Annotated in this window: 21 protein-coding genes and 4 tRNA genes; 24 read left to right on the forward strand and 1 reads right to left on the reverse strand. The window is 35.2% G+C overall.

Features of this window, described 5'->3' with window-relative positions:
* Window positions 1-47: 47 nt before the first annotated feature.
* The 4 genes from EV142_RS22645 to EV142_RS22660 all read left to right on the forward strand — a co-directional run bounded on the left by EV142_RS22645 (window position 48) and on the right by EV142_RS22660 (window position 3,628).
* On the forward strand, window positions 48-1,409 hold the full coding sequence (locus EV142_RS22645) for a pyridoxal-phosphate dependent enzyme (RefSeq protein WP_132038178.1): 1,362 nt from the start codon (window positions 48-50) through the stop codon (window positions 1,407-1,409).
* A gap of 85 nt (window positions 1,410-1,494) precedes the next feature.
* On the forward strand, window positions 1,495-1,977 hold the full coding sequence (locus EV142_RS22650; protein WP_132038179.1) for a 3'-5' exonuclease: 483 nt from the start codon (window positions 1,495-1,497) through the stop codon (window positions 1,975-1,977).
* A gap of 78 nt (window positions 1,978-2,055) precedes the next feature.
* Entirely contained in the window at window positions 2,056-3,327 is a 1,272-nt protein-coding gene (locus EV142_RS22655; protein WP_132038180.1) for a DUF2851 family protein, read from the forward strand.
* 73 nt (window positions 3,328-3,400) lie between these two features.
* Window positions 3,401-3,628 carry a PspC domain-containing protein gene (locus tag EV142_RS22660; protein ID WP_132038181.1) on the forward strand — a complete coding sequence of 76 codons (228 nt, stop codon included), beginning with the start codon at window positions 3,401-3,403 and terminating at the stop codon, window positions 3,626-3,628.
* Window positions 3,629-3,680: 52 nt separating this feature from the next.
* On the opposite strand, the gene EV142_RS22665 is transcribed toward EV142_RS22660, so the two are convergent.
* Window positions 3,681-5,147: an APC family permease gene (locus tag EV142_RS22665; protein ID WP_132038182.1), complete on the reverse strand. Its 1,467-nt coding sequence runs from the start codon at window positions 5,145-5,147 to the stop codon at window positions 3,681-3,683.
* Window positions 5,148-5,415: 268 nt separating this feature from the next.
* On the opposite strand from EV142_RS22665, the gene EV142_RS22670 reads away from it, so the two are divergent.
* The 20 genes from EV142_RS22670 to EV142_RS22765 all read left to right on the forward strand — a co-directional run bounded on the left by EV142_RS22670 (window position 5,416) and on the right by EV142_RS22765 (window position 24,167).
* Window positions 5,416-6,321 carry a ComEA family DNA-binding protein gene (locus EV142_RS22670; protein WP_132038183.1) on the forward strand — a complete coding sequence of 302 codons (906 nt, stop codon included), beginning with the start codon at window positions 5,416-5,418 and terminating at the stop codon, window positions 6,319-6,321.
* 16 nt (window positions 6,322-6,337) lie between these two features.
* Window positions 6,338-7,480 (forward strand): acyl-CoA dehydrogenase family protein, encoded by a 1,143-nt coding sequence (locus EV142_RS22675; protein WP_132038184.1) that lies wholly within the window; start codon window positions 6,338-6,340, stop codon window positions 7,478-7,480.
* A gap of 144 nt (window positions 7,481-7,624) precedes the next feature.
* Complete coding sequence (gene rpsU, locus EV142_RS22680; RefSeq protein ID WP_132038185.1) at window positions 7,625-7,819, forward strand: 30S ribosomal protein S21; 195 nt, start codon at window positions 7,625-7,627, stop codon at window positions 7,817-7,819.
* A 165-nt stretch (window positions 7,820-7,984) separates the two neighbouring features.
* Window positions 7,985-8,878: a tyrosine-type recombinase/integrase gene (locus tag EV142_RS22685; RefSeq protein ID WP_132038186.1), complete on the forward strand. Its 894-nt coding sequence runs from the start codon at window positions 7,985-7,987 to the stop codon at window positions 8,876-8,878.
* A gap of 33 nt (window positions 8,879-8,911) precedes the next feature.
* Window positions 8,912-9,214, forward strand: coding sequence for a ribosome hibernation-promoting factor, HPF/YfiA family (gene hpf / locus EV142_RS22690; RefSeq protein ID WP_132038187.1), 303 nt, complete (start codon window positions 8,912-8,914; stop codon window positions 9,212-9,214).
* 90 nt (window positions 9,215-9,304) lie between these two features.
* A tRNA-Thr gene (locus EV142_RS22695) sits at window positions 9,305-9,378 on the forward strand.
* A gap of 65 nt (window positions 9,379-9,443) precedes the next feature.
* Window positions 9,444-9,524: transfer RNA gene (locus tag EV142_RS22700), tRNA-Tyr, on the forward strand.
* Between the two features lie 85 nt (window positions 9,525-9,609).
* Window positions 9,610-9,681 (forward strand) — tRNA-Thr (locus tag EV142_RS22705).
* A gap of 55 nt (window positions 9,682-9,736) precedes the next feature.
* Window positions 9,737-10,924, forward strand: coding sequence for an elongation factor Tu (gene tuf / locus EV142_RS22710; RefSeq protein WP_089481524.1), 1,188 nt, complete (start codon window positions 9,737-9,739; stop codon window positions 10,922-10,924).
* Between the two features lie 64 nt (window positions 10,925-10,988).
* Window positions 10,989-11,059, forward strand: a tRNA-Trp gene (locus EV142_RS22715).
* Between the two features lie 18 nt (window positions 11,060-11,077).
* A complete protein-coding gene (gene secE / locus EV142_RS22720) occupies window positions 11,078-11,275 on the forward strand; it encodes a preprotein translocase subunit SecE (protein WP_041517377.1) in 198 nt (65 codons plus the stop codon).
* Between the two features lie 10 nt (window positions 11,276-11,285).
* Entirely contained in the window at window positions 11,286-11,837 is a 552-nt protein-coding gene (gene nusG, locus EV142_RS22725; RefSeq protein WP_132038188.1) for a transcription termination/antitermination protein NusG, read from the forward strand.
* 67 nt (window positions 11,838-11,904) lie between these two features.
* Window positions 11,905-12,342, forward strand: coding sequence for a 50S ribosomal protein L11 (gene rplK / locus EV142_RS22730; RefSeq protein WP_007807442.1), 438 nt, complete (start codon window positions 11,905-11,907; stop codon window positions 12,340-12,342).
* A 13-nt stretch (window positions 12,343-12,355) separates the two neighbouring features.
* On the forward strand, window positions 12,356-13,045 hold the full coding sequence (gene rplA, locus EV142_RS22735; RefSeq protein ID WP_007807440.1) for a 50S ribosomal protein L1: 690 nt from the start codon (window positions 12,356-12,358) through the stop codon (window positions 13,043-13,045).
* 22 nt (window positions 13,046-13,067) lie between these two features.
* On the forward strand, window positions 13,068-13,580 hold the full coding sequence (gene rplJ, locus EV142_RS22740; protein ID WP_132038189.1) for a 50S ribosomal protein L10: 513 nt from the start codon (window positions 13,068-13,070) through the stop codon (window positions 13,578-13,580).
* An 86-nt stretch (window positions 13,581-13,666) separates the two neighbouring features.
* Window positions 13,667-14,038 carry a 50S ribosomal protein L7/L12 gene (gene rplL / locus EV142_RS22745; RefSeq protein WP_007807437.1) on the forward strand — a complete coding sequence of 124 codons (372 nt, stop codon included), beginning with the start codon at window positions 13,667-13,669 and terminating at the stop codon, window positions 14,036-14,038.
* Between the two features lie 265 nt (window positions 14,039-14,303).
* Window positions 14,304-18,116: a DNA-directed RNA polymerase subunit beta gene (gene rpoB / locus EV142_RS22750; RefSeq protein WP_127340345.1), complete on the forward strand. Its 3,813-nt coding sequence runs from the start codon at window positions 14,304-14,306 to the stop codon at window positions 18,114-18,116.
* A 310-nt stretch (window positions 18,117-18,426) separates the two neighbouring features.
* Window positions 18,427-22,737, forward strand: a complete 4,311-nt coding sequence (rpoC, locus tag EV142_RS22755; RefSeq protein ID WP_132038190.1) for a DNA-directed RNA polymerase subunit beta' — start codon at window positions 18,427-18,429, stop codon at window positions 22,735-22,737.
* A 10-nt stretch (window positions 22,738-22,747) separates the two neighbouring features.
* Window positions 22,748-23,059, forward strand: coding sequence for a DUF3467 domain-containing protein (locus EV142_RS22760; protein WP_127340286.1), 312 nt, complete (start codon window positions 22,748-22,750; stop codon window positions 23,057-23,059).
* A 367-nt stretch (window positions 23,060-23,426) separates the two neighbouring features.
* A complete protein-coding gene (locus EV142_RS22765) occupies window positions 23,427-24,167 on the forward strand; it encodes a hypothetical protein (RefSeq protein ID WP_132038191.1) in 741 nt (246 codons plus the stop codon).
* The last annotated feature ends 28 nt before the right edge of the window (window positions 24,168-24,195 follow it).

Below are 24,195 nucleotides of genomic sequence, written 5' to 3' on the forward strand. Positions count from 1 at the left end.
AATCAGCATCTGTTTCAATTTTAAACCAAATATTAAATTTAAATAAAATGGACTTTTCAAAAAATATTTTAGAAACAATTGGTAATACGCCATTAGTAAAACTCAACAAAATTGTTGCTGAAATTGATGCGTTGGTATTAGCAAAAGTCGAAACTTTTAATCCCGGAAATTCTGTAAAAGACAGAATGGCCGTAAAGATGATTGAAGATGCTGAGGCCGATGGACGTTTGCAGCCAGGAGGAACTATTATTGAAGGTACTTCCGGAAATACAGGAATGGGATTAGCACTTGTAGCCATTATCAAAGGATATAAACTAATTTGTGTAATATCAGATAAGCAGTCAAAAGAAAAAATGGATATCCTGCGTGCTGTTGGTGCAAAGGTAGTAGTTTGCCCTACGGATGTTGAGCCTACCGATCCACGTTCTTATTATTCAGTTTCAAAGCGTTTAGCATCAGAAACACCTAATTCGTGGTATGTAAATCAATATGATAATATGTCAAATTCTTTGGCACATTATGAGCAGACGGGACCTGAAATCTGGAAGCAGACGGATGGAAAAATTACTCATTTCGTGGTAGGAGTGGGAACAGGAGGAACAATTTCGGGAGTTGGTAAATACTTAAAAGAGAAAAACCCAAACATTAAAATTTGGGGAATTGACACCTATGGTTCCGTTTTTAAAAAATACCACGAAACCGGAATTTTTGATGAAAACGAAATTTACTCGTACATCACCGAAGGAATTGGTGAAGATATCCTGCCTAAAAATGTTGACTTTTCTTTAATCGACGGATTTACAAAAGTAACCGATAAAGATGCAGCAGTGTATACCAGAAAAATTGCACTGGAAGAAGCCATTTTTGTGGGGAATTCTGCCGGAGCCTGTATAAAAGGGCTATTACAGCTTAAAGAACACTTTAAGCCTGAAGATGTAGTTGTAGTTCTTTTTCACGATTCAGGAAGCCGCTACGTAGGTAAAATGTTCAATGATGACTGGATGCGTGAGCGTGGCTTTTTGGAAGAAAATGTAACAAAAGCAGAAGATGTCATCAAAGATCATATCGATAAGGAACTGATTGTTGTTCGTACCGAAGAATTGGTTTCCCATGCTATTGAGCGTATGCGTAAGTATAAAATTTCACAAATTCCGGTTGTAGATATCAATGGATTTGTAGGTTCTGTTGATGAAACAGATTTGTTTAGAAGTTATGTGGCAGATAAAAATGTAGCCGAGAAACCGATCAAAGAAGTAATGGGGAAACCTTTTCCTATTGTTAAAATGGGAACGCCAATTGAAGAAGTTTCCAAATTATTTACCAAAGAAAATGACGCTGTACTGATTGAATTAGAAAACGGTAATCACCATATTATAACTAAATATGACATTATTGGATCTATAAAATAATAACACAGATAATAAAATTGCAATCCATAAATCTAATCTTTGAAAATTAGATTTATGGATTTTTTAGCTTAAAAAGGAGAAGAATATGAATTTTACAGCCATAGATTTTGAAACGGCAACCGCCTACCATCCCTGTTCTGTTGGAATCGTTACGGTAGAAAACGGAATAATTACAGATGAGTTTGTCACTTTAATAAAGCCACCAAATAACGAATACAACCCCTTCACGATTCGCGTACATGGAATTTACCCGCGTGATACTGTAAATGCAAAGTCATTTTTGCAGGTATATCCGGAGATCGAAAAAAGATTAAAAAATAAATTAGTTGTCGCCCACAACGAAAGCTTTGATCGAAATGTCTTAATCAAATCAATGGCACTTCATGGCTTGCAGTATGAAGATTTGAATATTGCTGCAAAATGGGAATGTACAGTCAAAATTTACAAAGCAAAGGGATTAAAACCAACCAAGCTAAGTGATTGCTGCCGCGAAATGAATATTAAACTCAACCACCACGAAGCGCTTTCTGATGCGCGTGCCTGTGCTAAATTGTACCTGTTGAAATAATTTAGATAAATATATTTGTAAGATTAGTATTATTTTATTTATTTTTAAACTTTTATGAATTAATATAAAAATTTAAAAATGAAAGAAGACTTTCTCCATTATTTATGGAAGTTTAAGAAGTTTGAGACGCTGAATCTGCAGACGACTCAAAACGAATCCCTCACAATTATCAAAACAGGGAACTATTTAGAGTCTTCGGGGCCTGATTTTTTTAATGCTCAGATTATAATTGGAAATCAGAAATGGGCGGGAAATGTCGAAATGCATTTAAAATCATCCGATTGGTACATCCACGGTCATGAAAGAGATGTGGCTTATGAAAATGTAATTTTACATGTAGTCTGGGAACACGATACGGAGATTTTCAGGCAAAACAATACGGAGATTCCTGTTTTGGTTTTGAAGGACTTTATTTCTCCTGACATACTTAATAATTATAATTTGTTAATGACGCCAAAATCATGGATATCTTGTGAAAAAGAAATTGCTCAAATCAATCCATTTGTTTTTAAAAACTGGCAGGAACGTTTGTTTTTTGAACGCTTAGAACGCAAATCAAAATTCATTTTTAATTTATTGGAAGAAACAAATCAGGATTGGGAAGCCGTTTTATTTTGTTTACTGGCGAAGAATTTTGGTTTAAATACAAATGGAAATACTTTTTTTCAAATCGCCCAATCTATCCCGTTTTCAATTATCAGAAAAGAAAGTTTTGAAACAGAAAATCTGGAAGCTTTACTTTTTGGCGGCTCCGGCTTATTAGATGCGGAAAAAGAAGATGTTTACTTTACAGATTTAAAAATCAGGTATTTTTATCTTTTAAATAAATACCAGTTGGCGAAAACCTACGCAGATCCGCTTGAGTTTTTTAAACACCGGCCCGATAATTTTCCAACGATCAGACTATCTCAATTGGCTGCTTTATATAACAAACACCAAAATTTATTTTCTAAGATAGTGGAATTAAAATCGATTAAAAAAGTCTATGAATTGCTTACCGTTTCAGCCGGTTTATATTGGCAGAATCATTATCAGTTTGACAAAGAAAGCCATAAAAAACCAAAAGTATTATCAAAAGCATTTATAGATTTAATAATTCTCAATACCGTAATTCCGCTTCAATTTGCTTATGCGCAAAAGAGAGGAGAACTTGTTTTCGAAGATTTAATTGATTTTATGAAGGAAGTGGCTCCGGAAAAAAACTCGATTATCGATAAGTTTGAATCTTTCGGATTGATATCAAAAAGCGCTTTTGATACACAAGTCTTACTACAGCTCAAAAATGAATATTGTAATCAGAAAGCCTGTCTAAAATGCGCCATTGGAATGGAATTATTAAAGAACAATTAGTTAATTAGAAAATTAGTTAATTAGATATTTGTACTTTTGCTTAAAGTCCAACATCTAATATCTAAAATTAAGTATGTCTGCAATTGTAAAGTTGAAATTCTTTTTGGAAAAATATGGTTTTCACGTATCCTCCAGGTTAGCAGATAAACTGGGTATGCGGGTAACAAGTGTACGATTGTTTTTTATCTACATTTCATTTGTAACCGTTGGGTTAGGCTTTGGAGTTTATTTAACCTTAGCCTTTTGGATTCGGTTAAAAGATTTAATCAGAGCAAAACGAACTTCTGTTTTTGATTTATAAAAAAAAACTCCAAATGAAAATTTGGAGTTTTTTTATGAAGTACTAAAGAGAACTATTCGGTCTCTTGATTGTTAAGTCTTGATCTTTTTTTGCTATACCCAAAATAAACAAGGATACCAATAGCCAACCATCCAAGTGAAAGTAATTGTGCGTCTAAGCTCAAATTAATCATTAAATAGGTGTTGATTGAAATACCACAAACAGCAATTATTGGTAAAGCAGGAACTTTAAACGTTCGGGTTAACTGAGGTTGTTTTACTCTTAAGATCCAAACCGCAATACAAACCATTGTAAAGGCAAATAAAGTTCCGAAACTAGTCATATCCGCCAGCTTATTAATAGGAGTAAAAGAAGCAACTACAGCAATAATACCACCCAAAATCATTAAGTTGGTTTTTGGAGTTCCTGAAAGCGGATTCACTTTTGAGAATACAGCAGGAATTAATCCGTCTTTAGACATTCCAAGGAAAATTCTTGACTGTCCCATAATCATTACCATTAATACTGAAACCAAACCAATAGTTGCAGCAATTGTGATAATAAAACCTGCCCAGCCTTGTTCTGCAATATCAAATGCGTATGCAACTGGTGCTTTTATGGCTTCAGGATATTTTCCTAGTGGATTAAAATCTTTATAATTCATCATTCCTGTTAATACTAAAGACACAAGAATATATAAAGTAGTACAAATTAGTAAAGAGGCGATAATAGCGAAAGGAACATCTTTTTTAGGATTAATAGCCTCCCCAGCTTGAGTAGAAACAGCATCAAAACCTACATAAGCAAAGAAAATTGCAGCAGCTCCCGATACAACTCCGCCTATTCCGTAAGCATTGTGTGTAGTTTCTTTTTCAATAATCTGAGTTGCAGCCGGAATAAATGGATGCCAGTTCGCAGTATCTATAAAGAACAGACCGGCAACAATTACAAATATTACTGCAGAAACTTTAAGAATAACAATCATGTTGTTTGCTTTGGCAGCGCTTTTTGTTCCTTTTATAAGTAATGAAATTACTAAAATAACAATACAGAAAGCAGGTAAATTCATAGAAAAGCCTTCTCCGGAGTAACTGGCAGGGTCAGTTGTAAGCCATTCAGGAAGGTGAATATGAAACATTTTAAGTAGTTTGTTAAAGTACCCTGACCAGGATACCGCTACCGTCATGGATCCCATTGCGTACTCAAGAATAAGTCCCCAACCAATAATCCACGCAAAAATTTCTCCGATTGTACCATAAGCATATGCATATGCAGAGCCTTCAACAGGTAAAATAGAGGCAAACTCAGAATAACAAAGAGCTGCAAAAACACAGGCAATACCTGCAATAATGAAAGAAAGCGCTAACGCAGGACCAGCATGATAATAAGCTCCGGTACCAGTAAGTACAAAAATTCCTCCACCAATAATGGCACCAACTCCAATGGCAGTTAGGCTCCATTTTCCCAGAACCCTTTTTAAATCACTTTTTTTCATATCCGCTTCAAAAGCAGATATTGGTTTAACTCGCATAATTGACATACTATAATAGTGGTTTATTGTTATTAAGTTCCAAATGTATTGTTTTTTATAAAAAATAAAAACAATTATATAATTTTAAGTTATAAAATGTTTAAGATTTATATTTAATAAGGAAAAACTAACAGCTATTGCTCGAAATCATTCATCACTTTTATTCCCATTTACTGACTGGAAAAAGTGTTAAAAATAATTTTTTACTACTTTTCTTAATAAAATTATCTTTTTTTAATTTAATTTAGACCTCACAACAGTTGAAAATTATATATACATGAGTTTTAAATCTTTAGGAATCTATTTTAAGTTTACAAAACAACAACGAATTGGAATTTTGACACTTTTTATAATAATTATGGGTTTACAGGCGATTTATTTTTTTGTTAATTTCACTTCGTCAGAAAAATATTTTCCTGAAAAAGAGAAATGGCTGGCAGTACAGAGCGAGATCGATGCTCTGAAAAAAGAAAAATATAAAAACAAACCACAAGTTTATTTATTCAATCCGAATTTTATTTCAGATTATAAAGGCTACAAGCTCGGAATGTCTGTAGATGAGATTGACAGATTGATGGCTTTTCGGAAAGAAAACAAATATGTAAATTCGGCAGAAGAGTTTCAGCAGGTCACAAAAATTTCAGATTCCTTATTAAATGTCATTTCGCCCCTTTTTAAATTCCCGGAATGGGTGACGAATAAAAAAACCTTAGTAAGTAATAAAAAGGAGCATGCAGGATATGAAAAGCACAAAAGTCAGCCTTTCGTCAAAAAAGAAAAAAAAGCATTACAAGATATAAATCAGGCTACACAGGAAGATTTGGTCAAAATATTTGGAGTGGGTGAAGCCCTGTCATTACGAATATTAAAGCAAAAAGAAATTTTGGGAGGTTTTGTTTCAATGGAACAGCTTAGTGAAGTTTGGGGACTTTCTCCTGAAGTTCTCTATGAATTAAATACCAATTTCAGGATTTATTCCCTTCCCAATTTTAAAAAGATACCAATAAATGACGCGTCTTTAAAAGAATTATCGCAGTTCCATTATTTCAAATACGGATTGGCAAAACAAATCATTACTTACAGAAGTATGAACGGAGATTTTAAAAATATTGAGGATTTAGCAAAAATTAAAGGTTTTCCTGTTGATAAAGCAAAAATAATTAGTTTATATTTGGAGTTCTAAAAAAAAACTGACTACAATGAATTTTGATTATAACGAAACACAGTCGATGATTGCACAATCGATAAAGGAATTTGCAGAAAAAAATATCAGACCTCATATAATGGAATGGGACGAAGCCCAGATCTTTCCGGTTCCCTTGTTTAAAAAATTAGGCGAAATGGGATTTATGGGAGTTTTGGTGCCGGAAGAATACGGTGGAAGTGGTTTAGGATATCACGAATATATTACAGTTGTTGAAGAAATTTCGAAAGTAGATCCTTCTATTGGTTTATCCGTTGCGGCGCATAACTCACTTTGTACAAATCATATTTTGACTTTTGGAAATGAAGAACAAAAGAAAAAATGGCTGCCGAAACTAGCCACAGCTGAATTTATTGGCGCCTGGGGTTTAACAGAACATAATACAGGTTCTGATGCCGGCGGAATGAATACTACTGCCGTTAAGGATGGTGATTTCTGGGTTGTAAATGGTGCTAAGAATTTTATCACACACGCTATTTCTGGTGATGTTGCCGTGGTGATTGTGCGTACAGGAGAAAAAGGAGACTCAAAAGGAATGACCGCTTTTGTTTTTGAAAAAGGAATGCCCGGATTTACATCGGGTAAAAAAGAAAATAAATTGGGAATGCGGGCCAGTGAAACAGCCGAATTGGTTTTTGACAACTGCCGTATGCCGGATGCCAACAGATTAGGAGAAGTGGGGCAGGGTTTTATTCAGGCGATGAAAGTATTAGATGGTGGCAGAATCTCCATTGGAGCATTGTCGTTAGGAATTGCAAAAGGAGCTTACGAGGCCGCATTAAAATATTCGAAAGAAAGATATCAGTTTGGACAGCCAATTAGTAGTTTTCAGGGGATATCATTTAAATTAGCCGATATGGCAACTGAAATTGAGGCTTCGGAATTGTTATTGCATAAAGCTGCTTTCCTGAAGCAAGAACATAGACCCGTTACTGCATTGGGGGCAATGGCTAAAATGTATGCTTCGGAAGTTTGTGTAAAAGTGGCGAATGAGGCAGTTCAGATTCATGGTGGTTACGGATATACAAAGGACTTTCCGGTAGAGAAATTCTATAGGGATGCCAAACTATGTACTATTGGAGAAGGAACCACAGAAATTCAGAAATTAGTTATATCCAGAAATTTACTGAAAGAGTAAAGAATATAGAGTAAGAATTTGGGATAACATCTATACTCTTTATTCTATAATCGATATTCCTTAAAAAATAATTCATAATTCATAACTCATAATTCAAAATTAATATATACTTTTGCACCCTTAACGAAGGGAGGTGTCTATATTATGTTAATTATACCAATTAAAGACGGAGAAAATATCGATAGAGCATTAAAGCGCTATAAAAGAAAATTTGATAAAACAGGAACTGTTCGTCAGTTAAGAGCACGTACTGCTTTTATTAAGCCTTCTGTTGTCAAAAGAGCTCAAATTCAAAAAGCTGCTTACATTCAAAACATGAGAGATGGTTTAGAAAGTTAGTATTAGCCTTTCAAAATAATTACCGTTAGTCATCAAAAAGTTATAACTTTGATGCTAACGGTTTTTTTATGCTTAATTGGCAGTGTTTTTCTGGTGTTAATGTTTTTAAACTGTGTTGAGCAAGGTTGTGTTTTTGTTTATGATATATATAAGTACAGAATTCTTATGAAGACAAATAAAGAAGCATTTCGGGATTATCTTCAATTGGAGAAGAAGTATTCGCCTCATACCGTTCATGCTTATTTAAATGACATTTTGTTTTTTGAAATGTTTAATAAAACTCATTTTGAACAGGAAGGTATAGAGCAGGCGCATTACAGTCAGGTCAGGAGTTGGATTGTTTCTTTGGTTGATCAGGATATTGCTAATGTTTCTGTAAATAGAAAAATGGCTTCATTAAAGGCGTATTACAAATTCCTTTTAAAAATCAAGCAGATAGAAATAAATCCCATGTTAAAGCATAAGGCATTAAAAACGCCTAAAATTATTCAGATTCCGTTTTCTGAAAAAGAACTTACTGATTTGATGGAAGCGGTTGACAATCCGGTTGGTTTTGAGGAAATACGCAATAAATTAATTGTTGATTTGTTTTATACAACAGGAATACGAAGAGCGGAGCTGATACATTTAATGGTTTCTAATGTTGATTTATCGTCGAATGTAATTAAGGTTTTGGGAAAGAGGAATAAGGAGCGTATAATTCCGATTCTTCCGGTTATTGCGGAGCAGTTTAAATTGTATTTAAGTGAAAGGGTTTCTGTTGAAAAAATCGTTGATGAGGATTATTTTTTTATTTCTAAAAAAGGATTAAAATTAAGTGAATCTTTTGTGTATCGATTAATAAATTCATACTTTAGTAAAGTCTCTGAAAAGGTAAAAAAAAGTCCTCATGTCCTCAGGCATACTTTTGCGACTCATTTATTGAATAACGGAGCAGATTTAAATTCAGTTAAAGAATTATTAGGGCATTCCAGCTTGGCGTCAACACAGGTTTATACTCATAATAGTCTGGCAGAGCTTAAGAAAGTATACGGTAAGGCGCATCCAAGGAATAAATAGTAATTCTTAATGTTTAACCCTAAAATTTATATTATGAAGGTAGATGTTCATGCAGTTAACTTTACTGTTGACAGAAAGTTGGTAGATTTTATTCAGGAAAGAATGGATAAATTGGAAAAATACTACGATCGTGTGGTTTCGGCAGATGTTTTTTTAAAAGTTGAAAGAACGAGTGATAAGGAAAATAAGGCGGTAGAGATAAAGATTCATGTTCCTGGGGATGATTTTTTGGTTAAAAAGCAGTGCAAAACTTTTGAAGAAGCGGTGGAGCTTTCGGCAGAATCTTTAGAACGTTTGCTGGTAAAAAGGAAAGAAAAAATAAGAACGCACATATAATTAAAATTTTTTTCAAAAAATGTTTTGATTCAAAGATAAAATAGCTACATTTGCAGTCCGTTAGAAATAGCGGACTTTTTTAATGTTATTGCCAGCGTAGCTCAGTTGGCTAGAGCAGCTGATTTGTAATCAGCAGGTCGTGGGTTCGAGTCCCTCCGCCGGCTCAAAAAAAGGTTTCAAATGCGATTTGAAACAGGTTCTTTTAAAATAATGGAATTTTAAAAAATTAGGGGAGATACTCAAGCGGCCAACGAGGGCAGACTGTAAATCTGCTGTGTAAACTTCGCAGGTTCGAATCCTGCTCTCCCCACAAAATGAATTTTTAGATTGTGTTTTTCGGATTTTGTGTTTGAATAAAACAAAATGCTGAATTAGACTCTTAAATCAAGGATTCTGCCGGTGTAGCTCAGGGGTAGAGTGCTTCCTTGGTAAGGAAGAGGTCTCGGGTTCAATTCCCGACATTGGCTCAAGTAAGTAGGAAATTGAAAATTAATATATAACTAAGATTAAAAATTAAGTAAAATGGCAAAGGAGAATTTTAATCGTTCCAAACCGCACTTAAACATAGGTACAATTGGACACGTGGATCACGGAAAAACTACATTAACTGCAGCAATTACAAAAGTATTGTCTGATGCTGGTTACTGTCAAGCAAAATCGTTTGATCAAATCGATAACGCTCCAGAGGAGAAAGAAAGAGGTATTACTATTAATACATCACACGTAGAGTATGAAACAGCTAATCGTCACTACGCTCACGTTGACTGTCCAGGTCACGCGGATTACGTAAAGAACATGGTTACTGGTGCTGCTCAAATGGACGGAGCTATCTTGGTAGTTGCTGCTACAGATGGTCCAATGCCACAAACTCGTGAGCACATCCTTTTAGGTCGCCAGGTTGGTATTCCTAGAATGGTAGTTTTCATGAACAAAGTAGACATGGTTGATGACGCTGAGTTATTAGAGCTTGTTGAAATGGAAATCAGAGATTTATTATCTTTCTACGAATATGATGGAGATAATGGTCCTGTTGTTCAAGGTTCTGCTTTAGGAGGATTGAATAATGATCCTGCTTGGGTTCCTAAAATTATTGAATTGATGGAAGCTGTAGATTCTTGGATCGAAGAGCCGGTTCGTGATACTGCAAAACCATTCTTGATGCCAGTTGAGGATGTATTTACAATTACTGGTCGTGGAACTGTTGCTACAGGTCGTATCGAAACTGGTATTGCTAATACAGGTGATGCTGTTGAAATCATTGGTATGGGAGCTGATAAATTAACTTCTACTATTACAGGAGTTGAGATGTTCCGTAAAATCCTTGACAGAGGTGAAGCTGGAGATAACGTAGGTTTATTGTTAAGAGGTGTTGATAAAGAATCTATCAAAAGAGGAATGGTTATCATTAAGCCAGGATCAGTAAAACCACACGCTACTTTCAAAGCTGAGGTTTATATCTTGAAAAAAGAAGAAGGTGGACGTCACACTCCATTCCATAATAACTACCGTCCACAGTTCTACGTACGTACAACTGACGTAACAGGAGTTATTACTTTGCCAGAAGGAGTAGAGATGGTAATGCCAGGAGATAACTTGACTATCAATGTTGCTTTGTTAAGCCCAATCGCAATGAGCGTAGGTTTACGTTTTGCTATCCGTGAAGGTGGTAGAACTGTAGGTGCAGGTCAGGTGACTGAAATCGTAGGATAATCCTATAAAAAAAAACTATAAAAAGCCAGTTGATTTTCTTAACTGAAATCACTGGCTTTTAATTACGGGCGTAGTTCAAGGGTAGAATAGCGGTCTCCAAAACCGTTGATGGGGGTTCGAATCCCTCCGCCCGTGCAATATAAAATATATCAAATGACAAAAGTTACTAATTATTTATCAGAGGCTTTCGAAGAGTTGAAGTCAAATGTTACTTGGCCTGCTTGGGCTGAGGTTCAAAAATTGACAATTGTTGTGGCTGTATTTTCGGTTTTATTCGCCTTGGCAACATGGGGAGTAGACGAATTTTTTGCAAAAGCTTTGGCTGGATTTTTTAACTGGTTAAAAGGATAATTTTTTTGTGATGGCAGATAATAATGTGAAAAAATGGTATGTGGTTAGAGCTGTAAGCGGACAAGAAAATAAAGTCAAAGCTTATATCGAAACTGAAATTGCCAGACTAGGTATGGGTGATTATGTTTCCCAAGTTTTAGTGCCTACAGAAAAAGTAGTTACTGTAAAAGAAGGAAAGAAAATGTCTAAGGATAAAGTTTATTTTCCTGGATATGTTATGATCGAAGCCAACTTGATTGGTGAGATACCTCATATTATTAAGTCCATTACTAGTGTAATCGGATTTTTAGGTGAGATTAAAGGAGGAGAACCTGTTCCTTTGAGGCTTTCTGAAGTAAATCGTATGTTAGGAAAAGTAGATGAGTTAGCTGTAAATACAGATACTCGCGCTATTCCGTTTAACTTAGGTGAAACTGTTAAAGTGATCGATGGTCCTTTTAACGGGTTTAATGGTACGGTTGAAAAAATCAATGAAGAAAAGCGTAAACTTGAAGTAATGGTTAAGATTTTCGGAAGAAAAACACCATTGGAATTGAGTTTTATTCAAGTTGAAAAAGTATAATTTTTGTTACATCTATAATAACCACCACAGTCGCTTCCAATGATTATGGTGTTAAATTTTTTAAAAAATGGCTAAAGAAATTAGTAAGGTAGTTAAACTACAAGTTAAGGGAGGTGCTGCGAATCCGTCGCCACCGGTTGGACCTGCTTTAGGAGCTGCTGGGGTTAATATCATGGAGTTCTGTAAGCAGTTCAATGCTAGAACACAAGATAAACCTGGCAAAATATGCCCAGTACAAATTACTGTGTATAAAGACAAATCATTTGATTTTGTTGTAAAAACTCCTCCAGCTGCTGTCCAATTATTGGAAGCTGCAAAGCTAAAGTCTGGATCAGGTGAACCAAATCGTAAAAAAGTAGCTAGTGTTACTTGGGACGTTATCAAAGCTATTGCTGAAGATAAAATGGTAGATCTAAATGCATTCACAATCGAATCTGCAATGAGCATGATCGCTGGAACTGCTAGATCTATGGGTATAACTGTATCAGGAGATGCTCCTTTTTAATTAAGAGAAAGAAATGGCAAAATTAACAAAAAAGCAAAAAGAGGCTGCTTCAAAAATTGAAAAGAACAAACTATACTCTTTGAAAGATGCAGCTGCATTGATTAAAGTTATAGCTTCTGCAAAATTTGATGAGTCTGTTGATATCGCAGTTCGTTTGGGTGTAGATCCAAGAAAAGCGAATCAAATGGTTAGAGGTGTAGTTACATTACCTCACGGAACAGGTAAAGACGTTAAAGTACTAGCATTAGTTACTCCGGATAAAGAAGCTGAAGCTAAAGAAGCTGGAGCTGATTATGTAGGTCTTGACGATTATTTACAAAAAATTAAAGATGGTTGGACAGATGTTGATGTTATTATCACTATGCCGGCTGTTATGGGTAAATTAGGTCCATTAGGTCGTATTTTAGGACCTAGAGGTTTAATGCCAAACCCTAAAACAGGTACTGTAACTATGGATGTTGCAAAAGCTGTTGCAGAGGTTAAAGCTGGTAAAATTGACTTTAAAGTTGATAAAACTGGTATCGTACATGCAGGAATTGGTAAAGTTTCTTTTGGAGCTGAGCAAATTTATGACAATGCACACGAAATTATTCAAACATTAATCAAACTTAAACCAACTGCTGCTAAAGGTACCTATATTAAAGGTATTCACCTTACAAGCACTATGAGTCCTGCAATTGCATTGGACCCTAAAGCAGTATAATTGGTAGTTAATAATTTTTAGTATGACTAGAGAAGAAAAATCAATCGCGATTGAAGATTTAACTGCGCAGTTAGCTGGTACAAATATTATTTATGTATCTGATATTTCTGGATTAAATGCAGAAACAACTTCAAGCTTAAGAAGAGCTTGCTTTAAAGCAGGTATTAAATTAGAGGTTGTAAAAAATACTTTGCTTGCAAAAGCAATGGAAGCTTCTGCTAATGACTATGGTGATTTACCTTCAGTATTGACTGGTAATAGTGCTATTTTTATTTCAGATATTGCAAATGCACCTGGAAAAATAATTAAAGATTTCAGAAAAAAATCAGCTAAACCTTTATTAAAAGGAGCTTATATCAATTCTGAAATTTATATTGGAGATGATCAATTAGATGCGTTAGCAACTATTAAATCTAAAGAAGAACTTCTTGGAGAACTTATTGGATTGTTACAATCACCAGCTCAAAGAATTATTTCTGCTCTTCAAAACAAGTTTGCTGGAGAAGAATCAGAAGCAGCAACTGAGGAAGCATAATATAAAAGACTGTTGTCTTTTGTGTTAATAAATTCGCACACACAAATAAATTATAATTTTACAAATCATTTTAAACGATAGAAAAAATGGCAGATTTGAAACAATTCGCAGAACAATTAGTTAACCTAACAGTTAAAGAAGTTAACGAATTAGCAACAATATTAAAAGATGAGTATGGTATCGAGCCTGCTGCTGCAGCTGTAGTAGTTGCTGCTGGTGGTGGAGAAGGTGCTGCTGAAGAAGCACAAACTGAATTTACAGTAGTATTAAAAGAAGCTGGTGCTTCTAAATTAGCTGTTGTAAAATTAGTTAAAGAACTTACAGGTTTAGGTTTGAAAGAAGCTAAAGATGTAGTTGACGGTGCTCCAAGTAACGTTAAAGAAGGTGTTTCTAAAGAAGAGGCTGAAGGTCTTAAAAAATCATTAGAAGAAGCTGGAGCTGTAGTTGAGCTTAAATAATTCAACTCGGTTTTAAGAACTAGGTTTAGGTCTTGAGTGAACGCTCAATGGCCTAAACCATTTTTCGTATAATAAAATATATCAAGTTTTATTATCAAATAGTTTAAAATACGAAAAAGTTTTTGATCAATACGAAGAAAAAAAATTGAACTGAATTTTACCGGTTTATTTTTAAAGATGTATTGATTATAATAAGAAAGTATAGATTAAACAGTGTGTTTTTACACAAAAAATTACTTTTTTTTAATCAAAATTTTGTCCATTGATGATAACAAATCAGACTGAAAGATTGAATTTTGCCTCTACAAAAAATATTCCTGACTATCCGGATTTCTTAGATGTTCAGGTTAAATCTTTTAAAGATTTTTTTCAATTAGAAACTAAATCTGACGAAAGAGGCAACGAAGGGTTGTACAATACCTTCATGGAAAATTTTCCAATTACAGATACAAGAAACAACTTTGTATTGGAATTCCTAGATTATTTTGTTGATCCACCACGTTATACAATTCAAGAATGTATAGAGAGAGGTCTTACGTATAGTGTGCCTTTAAAAGCCAGGTTAAAACTATACTGTACTGATCCAGAACACGAAGATTTTGAAACTATTGTACAAGATGTTTATCTTGGAACAATACCTTATATGACTCCAAGCGGTACTTTTGTTATCAATGGTGCTGAGCGTGTAGTAGTATCACAGCTACACCGTTCTCCTGGGGTTTTCTTTGGTCAGTCATTCCACGCAAATGGAACAAAACTTTATTCTGCCAGAGTAATTCCTTTTAAAGGTTCCTGGATAGAATTCTCTACAGATATCAATAGCGTAATGTACGCTTATATCGATAGAAAGAAAAAATTACCGGTTACAACTTTGTTCCGTGCAATTGGATTCGAAAGAGACAAGGATATCCTTGAGATTTTCGACCTTGCTGAAGAAATTAAAGTTTCTAAAACAGGTATTAAAAAATATATTGGAAGAAGACTTGCTGCACGTGTACTGAACACCTGGCACGAGGATTTCGTTGATGAAGATACCGGTGAGGTAGTTTCTATCGAACGTAACGAAATCATCCTTGATCGTGATACTATTATCGACAAAGATAATGTTGAAGAAATCATCGATTCTAACGTTAAATCTATTTTGTTACACAAAGAGGATAATAACCAGGCAGATTATGCTATTATCCACAATACATTACAAAAAGATCCAACAAACTCTGAAAAAGAAGCTGTAGAGCACATTTACCGTCAGTTGCGTAACGCTGAACCGCCTGATGAGGAAACTGCTCGTGGTATTATAGATAAATTGTTCTTCTCTGATCAACGTTATAACTTAGGTGAAGTTGGTCGTTACAGAATGAACAAAAAACTTGGTTTAGATATTCCAATGGAAAAGCAAGTGCTTACCAAAGAAGATATCATTACCATTGTAAAATATTTGATCGAATTGATCAACTCTAAAGCAGAGATTGATGATATTGATCACTTATCAAACCGTCGTGTTAGAACAGTTGGAGAACAATTGTCTCAACAATTCGGTGTTGGTTTAGCACGTATGGCGAGAACTATTCGTGAGAGAATGAACGTTAGAGATAACGAGGTGTTTACACCAATCGATTTGATCAATGCTAAAACATTATCATCGGTTATCAACTCTTTCTTTGGTACGAACCAGTTGTCTCAATTTATGGATCAAACGAATCCATTAGCTGAGATTACACACAAGAGAAGATTATCTGCACTTGGACCTGGTGGACTTTCGAGAGAGAGAGCTGGTTTCGAGGTTCGTGACGTTCACTATACACACTATGGTCGTTTATGTCCGATTGAAACTCCGGAGGGACCAAACATTGGTTTGATTTCATCTCTTGGTGTTTATGCAAAAGTTAACGGAATGGGTTTCATCGAAACTCCATACCGTAAAGTTACAAATGGTGTAGTTGATTTAGAAAGTACTCCTATATATTTAAGTGCTGAAGAAGAAGAAGGAAAAATGATTGCTCAGGCGAACATTGAAATGGATGCTTCAGGTAAAATTACAGCTAGCAATGTTATTGCTCGTGAGGAAGGTGACTTCCCGGTTGTTGAGCCATCAGCAGTACATTATACAGACGTTGCTCCTAACCAGATTGCTTCGATTTCGGCTTCATTAATTCCTTTCCTGGAACATGATGATGCGAATAGAGCCTTGATGGGATCTAACATGATGCGTCAGGCGGTTCCTTTGATCCGTCCGGAAGCACCAATCGTTGGTACAGGTTTAGAGCGTCAAGTGGCTTCAGACTCCAGAGTATTGATTAATGCTGAAGGAGATGGAACTGTAGAATATGTAGATGCTAATATCATTACTATCAAATACGACCGTACTGAAGATGAAAGAATGGTTAGTTTTGATGCTGATGAGAAAACTTACAACTTAATTAAATTTAGAAAAACCAATCAGGGAACAAGTATCAACCTGAAGCCAATCGTAAGAAAAGGTGACAGAGTTAGTCTTGGTCAGGTATTATCAGAAGGATATGCTACTCAAAATGGTGAATTAGCTTTAGGTAGAAACTTAAAAGTTGCGTTCATGCCATGGAAAGGGTATAACTTTGAGGATGCGATTGTAATTTCAGAGAAAGTAGTTCGTGATGATATTTTTACTTCTATCCACGTTGATGATTATTCATTAGAGGTTAGAGATACTAAGTTAGGAAATGAAGAGTTAACAAACGATATTCCTAACGTTTCTGAAGAAGCTACTAAAGATTTAGATGAAAACGGTATGATCAGAATTGGAGCAGAGGTTAAGCCTGGCGACATTCTAATCGGAAAAATTACACCAAAAGGAGAATCAGATCCAACTCCGGAAGAGAAATTGCTTCGTGCAATCTTCGGGGATAAAGCGGGTGATGTAAAAGATGCTTCATTAAAAGCTTCTCCATCTTTACACGGTGTAGTTCTTGACAAAAAATTATTTGCAAGGGCCGTAAAAGATAAACGTAAACGTACTCAGGATAAAGATGCTTTGGGCGCTTTAGAAATGGAATTCGAAACTAAATTTGTTGAATTAAAAGACAGATTGGTAGAGAAATTGTTCCTGATCGTTAACGGAAAAACATCTCAGGGTGTAATGAATGATTTGGGTGAAGAAGTTTTACCAAAAGGTAAAAAATATACTCAGAAAATGCTTTACGCAGTAGAAGATTTTGCTCACTTAAGCAAAGGTCAATGGGTTGCTGATGACGCTACAAATAAAATGGTTAATGATTTAATTCACAACTATAAAATTAAGCTGAACGACTTACAAGGATCTTTAAGAAGAGAAAAATTCACTATTACAGTTGGTGATGAATTACCATCCGGAATCCTGAAATTGGCGAAAATTTATATCGCTAAAAAACGTAAACTGAAAGTTGGGGATAAAATGGCAGGACGTCACGGTAACAAAGGTATTGTTGCAAGAATCGTTCGTCATGAAGATATGCCTTTCCTTGAAGACGGAACACCAGTTGATATCGTATTGAATCCACTTGGGGTACCTTCACGTATGAACATTGGTCAGATTTATGAAACTGTTCTTGGATGGGCCGGACAAAATTTAGGTAGAAAATTTGCTACTCCAATTTTTGATGGTGCTTCTTTAGATCAAATTAATGAATTAACTGATGAAGCTGGAGTACCACGTTTCGGACACACCTATCTTTATGATGGTGGTACCGGAGAGCGTTTCCATCAGGCAGCAACTGTGGGTGTAATTTACATGCTTAAATTAGGACACATGGTTGATGATAAGATGCACGCACGTTCTATCGGACCATACTCATTAATTACGCAACAACCTCTTGGAGGTAAAGCGCAATTTGGAGGTCAGCGTTTTGGAGAGATGGAGGTTTGGGCACTTGAGGCTTATGGAGCATCAAGTACGCTACGTGAAATCTTAACAGTTAAATCGGATGACGTTATTGGTAGAGCTAAAACTTACGAAGCTATCGTTAAGGGAGAGTCTATGCCAGAACCAGGTTTGCCGGAATCATTCAATGTATTGATGCACGAATTGAAAGGTCTTGGACTAGACATTCGTTTAGAAGAATAAATAAAAGTTATCAGTTGCGGTCTCAGTATTCAGTTTAAACTGAACACTGGGACTCAAACTGTTTACCAGAATTAAAGTTTTTAGGATTTATACCCGTAACCCGTTCCGATTTTTTATTGAAACTAAGTTTTATAATTAGCACTTCAGAATTAGTCTGAAGTTTAGAGAAGTAATCCGAGGTAGTGTTTAAGTCGAAAGTTTGAAAGTTAAAAAATCGAAAGTCATTCGTGATTTAAAAATTTTATGACATTTGAGTTTAGACTAGATGAAAATCAATTTTTTAATTGCAAATAAATCAATAGTAAAAACTATGATGAATAATAGAAATAATAATAAAGATAAGAATCCGGTAAAAAGATTTAACAAAATCTCTATTGGATTAGCTTCACCTGAATCTATCTTGAAAGAGTCAAGAGGAGAGGTTTTAAAGCCGGAAACAATCAACTACAGAACACACAAACCTGAAAGAGACGGACTTTTCTGCGAAAGAATCTTCGGACCTGTTAAGGATTTTGAATGTGCTTGTGGTAAATATAAAAGAATTCGTTACAAAGGGATCATCTGTGACCGTTGTGGTGTTGAAGTTACTGAGAAAAAAGTACGTAGAGACAGAGTAGGACACATCAATCTTGTTGTGCCAATTGCTCATATCTGGTATTTCCGTTCTCTTCCAAACAAAATTGGTTATATCCTTGGTCTTCCGTCTAAGAAATTAGATATGATCATTTACTACGAAAGATATGTAGTAATTCAGGCTGGTATTGCTAAAAATGCAGATGGAGAATCATTACAAAGATTAGATTTCTTAACTGAAGAAGAATATTTAAATATTTTAGATACTCTTCCACAGGAAAACCAATATTTAGATGATTTTGATCCAAATAAATTTGTTGCCAAAATGGGAGCAGAATGTATTATGGATTTATTGGCACGTATTGACTTAGACGAGTTATCTTACCAACTAAGACACAGCGCTAATAACGAAACATCTAAACAACGTAAAACGGAAGCTCTAAAAAGATTACAGGTTGTTGAGTCTTTCCGTGAGTCTAACTTAAACCGCGAAAACCGTCCGGAATGGATGATTATGAAAGTGGTTCCTGTTATTCCACCGGAATTACGTCCGCTTGTACCACTTGATGGAGGTCGTTTTGCAACTTCAGATTTAAATGACTTATACCGTCGTGTAATCATCCGTAACAACCGTTTGAAAAGATTAATGGAGATTAAAGCTCCTGAAGTTATCTTAAGAAACGAAAAACGTATGTTGCAGGAATCTGTAGATTCATTATTTGATAACACTCGTAAAGCTTCTGCTGTTAAAACAGAATCTAACAGACCATTAAAATCATTATCAGATTCCTTAAAAGGTAAGCAGGGACGTTTCCGTCAAAACTTACTTGGAAAACGTGTGGATTATTCTGCCCGTTCGGTAATTGTTGTTGGTCCTGAATTAAAATTATTCGAATGCGGATTGCCAAAAGATATGGCATCTGAATTATACAAGCCTTTCGTAATCCGTAAATTGATTGAAAGAGGTATTGTTAAAACAGTAAAATCTGCTAAGAAAATCATAGACAAAAAAGAGCCTGTAGTTTGGGATATCCTTGAAAATGTAATTAAAGGTCACCCGGTATTACTTAACCGTGCTCCTACGTTGCACAGACTTGGTATTCAGGCTTTCCAGCCAAAATTAATTGAAGGAAAAGCAATTCAGTTGCACCCATTAGTATGTACGGCTTTCAACGCCGATTTTGATGGGGATCAGATGGCAGTTCACTTACCATTAGGACCAGAGGCTATTCTAGAGGCACAATTATTAATGTTGGCTTCTCACAATATCCTTAACCCTGCAAATGGTGCGCCAATTACTGTACCTTCTCAGGATATGGTCTTGGGTCTATATTATATGACCAAAGAACGTATCTCTACACCAGAACATGTAATTTTAGGTCAGGACTTAATTTTCTATTCTGCTGAAGAAGTAAATATTGCATTAAACGAAGGAAGATTAGAATTGAATGCCCGTGTGAAAATTAGAGCAAAAGATTTTAATGAAGCCGGAGAATTAGTGTACAAAATTATCCAGACAACTGCAGGACGTGTATTATTTAACGAAGTAGTACCTGAAGCAGCCGGATATATCAATGATGTATTGACTAAGAAAAACCTTAGAGATATTATTGGACACATTTTAAGTGTGACCAATGTACCTACTACTGCTGCTTTCTTGGACAATATGAAAGATATGGGTTATAAATTTGCCTTTAGAGGAGGTTTATCATTCTCTCTTGGTGATATTAGAATTCCAGAGCAAAAAACAAAATTAATTGCAGATGCCAGAGAGCAAGTTGAAGGTATTTCTGTGAATTATAACATGGGTCTTATTACCAATAACGAACGTTACAACCAGGTTATTGACGTATGGACTTCAGCAAATGCTCAATTGACAGAGTTGGCAATGAAAAATATTAGAGAAGACCAACAAGGTTTCAACTCTGTATATATGATGCTTGACTCTGGAGCAAGGGGTTCCAAAGAACAGATTCGTCAGTTAACCGGTATGCGTGGTTTGATGGCTAAGCCTAAAAAATCTACTGCTGGTGGTGGTGAAATTATTGAAAACCCGATTCTTTCTAACTTTAAGGAAGGTCTTTCGATTCTTGAGTATTTCATTTCTACTCACGGTGCTCGTAAAGGTCTTGCGGATACGGCTCTTAAAACTGCCGATGCCGGATACTTGACAAGAAGACTTCATGACGTTTCACAAGATGTTATTGTTAACATCGAAGATTGTGGAACTTTAAGAGGTGTTGAAGTATCTGCTTTGAAGAAAAATGAAGAAATTGTTGAATCTTTAGGAGAAAGAATTTTAGGACGTGTTGCATTGCAGGATGTTATTAATCCTCTTACTAATGAAGTAATGGCTCAGTCAGGTCAACAAATTACGGAAGCGATTATGAGAGCTATTGAAGCTTCTCCGATTGAAAAAGTAGAAGTTAGATCTCCATTAACTTGTGAAGCTTTAAAAGGTATTTGTGCTAAATGTTACGGTAGAAACTTAGCTACTGGTAAAATGACACAAAGAGGTGAAGCAGTAGGAGTTATTGCAGCTCAGTCTATTGGAGAGCCAGGTACACAGTTAACACTTCGTACGTTCCACGTTGGAGGGGTTGCAGGAGGTATCTCTGAAGAGTCTAGTATTGTTACAAGATTCAACGGTAGACTTGAGATTGAAGATTTAAAAACTGTAAAAGGTGAAGACAGTGAAGGTAATGCGGTAGATATCGTAGTATCACGTTCAACGGAATTAAAATTAGTTGACGAGAAAACTGGAATCGTTTTAAATACACACAATATTCCTTACGGATCTAGTATTTTCGTTAAGGACGGTGAAGTAGTTACTAAAGGATCTACTATCTGTAAGTGGGATCCATATAATGGTGTAATTGTTTCTGAATTTACAGGTAAGATTGCTTACGAAGATTTAGAGCAAGGACAATCGTTTATGGTTGAAATCGATGAGCAGACAGGATTCCAGGAAAAAGTAATTTCTGAAGCCAGAAATAAAAAATTAATTCCAACTTTATTGGTTTACGGTAAAGAAGGTGAATTGATTCGTTCGTATAACTTACCAGTAGGAGCCCACCTTATGGTTGAGAATGGAGAGAAAATTAAAGCAGGTAAAGTATTGGTTAAAATTCCACGTCGTTCTTCTAAAGCAGGAGATATTACAGGAGGTTTACCAAGAATTACGGAGTTGCTTGAGGCTCGTAACCCTTCTAATCCAGCAGTTGTTTCTGAAATTGACGGTGTTGTATCTTTTGGAAAAATCAAAAGAGGTAACCGTGAAATTGTTATCGAATCTAAATTTGGGGAGATTAAAAAGTATTTAGTTAAACTTTCAAGCCAAATCTTAGTACAGGAAAATGACTTCGTAAGAGCAGGAGTACCATTGTCTGACGGTGCAATTACACCAGATGATATTTTAAGAATTCAGGGACCAGCTGCTGTTCAACAGTATTTGGTAAATGAAATTCAGGAGGTATACCGTTTACAAGGGGTAAAAATCAATGACAAGCACTTTGAGGTAGTTATTCGTCAAATGATGCGTAAAGTAAGAGTTCAGGATCCGGGAGATACATTATTCCTGGAAGATCAATTAATTCACACTAAAGACTTTATCGTTCAAAATGATAAATTATATGGTATGAAAGTAGTTGAAGACGCTGGAGATTCTGCCGTATTAAAACCAGGTCAGATTATTACACCTCGTGATTTACGTGATGAAAACTCATTGCTGAAACGAAATGATAAAAATCTGGTTGTAGCCAGAGACGTAATTACTGCAACAGCAACACCAGTTCTGCAAGGTATTACAAGAGCTTCGCTACAAACTAAATCATTCATCTCTGCTGCTTCCTTCCAGGAAACAACAAAAGTACTTAACGAGGCTGCTGTAGCTGGTAAAGTAGATGATTTGGAAGGATTAAAAGAAAATGTAATTGTTGGACACAGAATTCCTGCGGGAACTGGTATGAGAGAATACGATAATACTATCGTAGGATCTAAAGACGATTACAATGAAATGATGGCTAATAAAGAAGAATATATCTATTAATTAGGAAACTATGAGTAATCCGAAACAACAACAGGAGCAAATTAATATTGAGTTAGATGAAACTATTGCAGAAGGAATTTATTCTAATCTTGCAATTATAAATCACTCCTCATCAGAGTTTGTTTTAGATTTTGTGAGCATTATGCCGGGTATTCCTAAAGCCAAGGTAAAGTCAAGAATTGTTTTGACACCACAACATGCTAAAAGATTATTTAAGGCAATAGGTGAAAATATTCATCGTTTTGAAGTAGCCCACGGCGAGATCAAAGACACTGAACAAGCACCAATACCACTTAATTTTGGTCCGACAGGACAAGCATAAATTTTAAAAGCCCCAGAAATGGGGCTTTTTTTATATAAAAAATGCAAATCTAACTTAAAGTGCAGTTTGCCTGATTTTATTTACTTTCATCGACTAAATTTCTTTCGTCGGTCGTATTGTACTAATTTGGCGATTCCTAATAGAAAAGTTTATTTTTTGGAATATAATGACTTAGTAAAGGTTGATTAATTCACATTAAAAAAAAGCGCTAATTATTTGCATTAGCGCTTTTTTTATGCTTAAAAATGAACGTATTAAAGTCTAGATTTATTTATTTTTTATTTTCTTCCCAACCTTTTTGCAAAAAATATACTCTATATAAGTAAGTACCTTTCCTGAAGGATTTTTAACTTAAACAAAGTATAGTATGAAAAAGAAATTCACCTTAGAAATAGCAAGCCCTTGTTCTGAAAATTTTGATAAAATGATTCCTAATTCAAGTGGTTCATTTTGCGATTCCTGTATGAAAAATGTAATTGATTTGAGTGGAAAAACAAATTCAGAAGTTGCTAGATTCGTGGCAGAAACTAAAGATAAAAACATTTGTGCCCGATTAAAAGTAACACAGCTGGAAGAAGAATTTCAATATAATGAAACCTCCAGAATCAATAATTTTAAATATGCAGCTGTAGCAGCCTCTGTTTTGATAACGTCAAATATTGCTGCGCAAGAAAAAATACCAGTTAAAACAGAGATAGCCTGTACGAAACCAAATTCATATACGCTAGGGAAAGTAGCTTACAGTCAAGTTGCTGAAAAAGAGATTTTGATCACAATAAAAGGTAAATTATTAGAAGCCAAAACCAATAGACCGTTGAATAAAGAAACCTATCCAAATTTGAACCTTACTATAAATGATTCACAAAATGCAGTAAAAATAAATCCGGAAACAGGGGATTTTTCTATAGTGGCGCAAGTTTTAGAAAGCAGCAAAACGTTTATGGTTACTATTACAGGAAGCGATTATTATCTTTCAAAGGAAATTGCTTTCACTAAAAAAGCAGTTAAAGGAAGTATACTAAACCAAAATATAATTATTGCAGCAGAAGAACTAACTAAAATTTATATTGCCGGCGGATTGGGAATCAATTACAATGGAAATAAATAGAGGGAATTGCTAAATTTATAAAGAAAAA

Source organism: Flavobacterium circumlabens, from assembly GCF_004345565.1.
Taxonomy (GTDB): domain Bacteria; phylum Bacteroidota; class Bacteroidia; order Flavobacteriales; family Flavobacteriaceae; genus Flavobacterium; species Flavobacterium circumlabens.

Excerpts from the sequence above, each read along its gene's own strand:
- nusG (WP_132038188.1), top strand. The coding sequence starts at position 11,286 with ATGGCAGATAATAATGTGAAAAAATGGTATGTGGTTAGAGCTGTAAGC.
- rplJ (WP_132038189.1), top strand. The coding sequence starts at position 13,068 with ATGACTAGAGAAGAAAAATCAATCGCGATTGAAGATTTAACTGCGCAG.
- EV142_RS22665 (WP_132038182.1), bottom strand. The coding sequence starts at position 5,147 with ATGTCAATTATGCGAGTTAAACCAATATCTGCTTTTGAAGCGGATATG.
- rpoB (WP_127340345.1), top strand. The coding sequence starts at position 14,304 with ATGATAACAAATCAGACTGAAAGATTGAATTTTGCCTCTACAAAAAAT.
- rpsU (WP_132038185.1), top strand. The coding sequence starts at position 7,625 with ATGTTAATTATACCAATTAAAGACGGAGAAAATATCGATAGAGCATTA.
- rplK (WP_007807442.1), top strand. The coding sequence starts at position 11,905 with ATGGCTAAAGAAATTAGTAAGGTAGTTAAACTACAAGTTAAGGGAGGT.
- hpf (WP_132038187.1), top strand. The coding sequence starts at position 8,912 with ATGAAGGTAGATGTTCATGCAGTTAACTTTACTGTTGACAGAAAGTTG.
- EV142_RS22675 (WP_132038184.1), top strand. The coding sequence starts at position 6,338 with ATGAATTTTGATTATAACGAAACACAGTCGATGATTGCACAATCGATA.
- EV142_RS22670 (WP_132038183.1), top strand. The coding sequence starts at position 5,416 with ATGAGTTTTAAATCTTTAGGAATCTATTTTAAGTTTACAAAACAACAA.
- EV142_RS22685 (WP_132038186.1), top strand. The coding sequence starts at position 7,985 with ATGAAGACAAATAAAGAAGCATTTCGGGATTATCTTCAATTGGAGAAG.
- EV142_RS22660 (WP_132038181.1), top strand. The coding sequence starts at position 3,401 with ATGTCTGCAATTGTAAAGTTGAAATTCTTTTTGGAAAAATATGGTTTT.
- rpoC (WP_132038190.1), top strand. The coding sequence starts at position 18,427 with ATGATGAATAATAGAAATAATAATAAAGATAAGAATCCGGTAAAAAGA.
- EV142_RS22760 (WP_127340286.1), top strand. The coding sequence starts at position 22,748 with ATGAGTAATCCGAAACAACAACAGGAGCAAATTAATATTGAGTTAGAT.
- tuf (WP_089481524.1), top strand. The coding sequence starts at position 9,737 with ATGGCAAAGGAGAATTTTAATCGTTCCAAACCGCACTTAAACATAGGT.
- rplA (WP_007807440.1), top strand. The coding sequence starts at position 12,356 with ATGGCAAAATTAACAAAAAAGCAAAAAGAGGCTGCTTCAAAAATTGAA.
- secE (WP_041517377.1), top strand. The coding sequence starts at position 11,078 with ATGACAAAAGTTACTAATTATTTATCAGAGGCTTTCGAAGAGTTGAAG.
- EV142_RS22765 (WP_132038191.1), top strand. The coding sequence starts at position 23,427 with ATGAAAAAGAAATTCACCTTAGAAATAGCAAGCCCTTGTTCTGAAAAT.
- EV142_RS22655 (WP_132038180.1), top strand. The coding sequence starts at position 2,056 with ATGAAAGAAGACTTTCTCCATTATTTATGGAAGTTTAAGAAGTTTGAG.
- rplL (WP_007807437.1), top strand. The coding sequence starts at position 13,667 with ATGGCAGATTTGAAACAATTCGCAGAACAATTAGTTAACCTAACAGTT.
- EV142_RS22650 (WP_132038179.1), top strand. The coding sequence starts at position 1,495 with ATGAATTTTACAGCCATAGATTTTGAAACGGCAACCGCCTACCATCCC.
- EV142_RS22645 (WP_132038178.1), top strand. The coding sequence starts at position 48 with ATGGACTTTTCAAAAAATATTTTAGAAACAATTGGTAATACGCCATTA.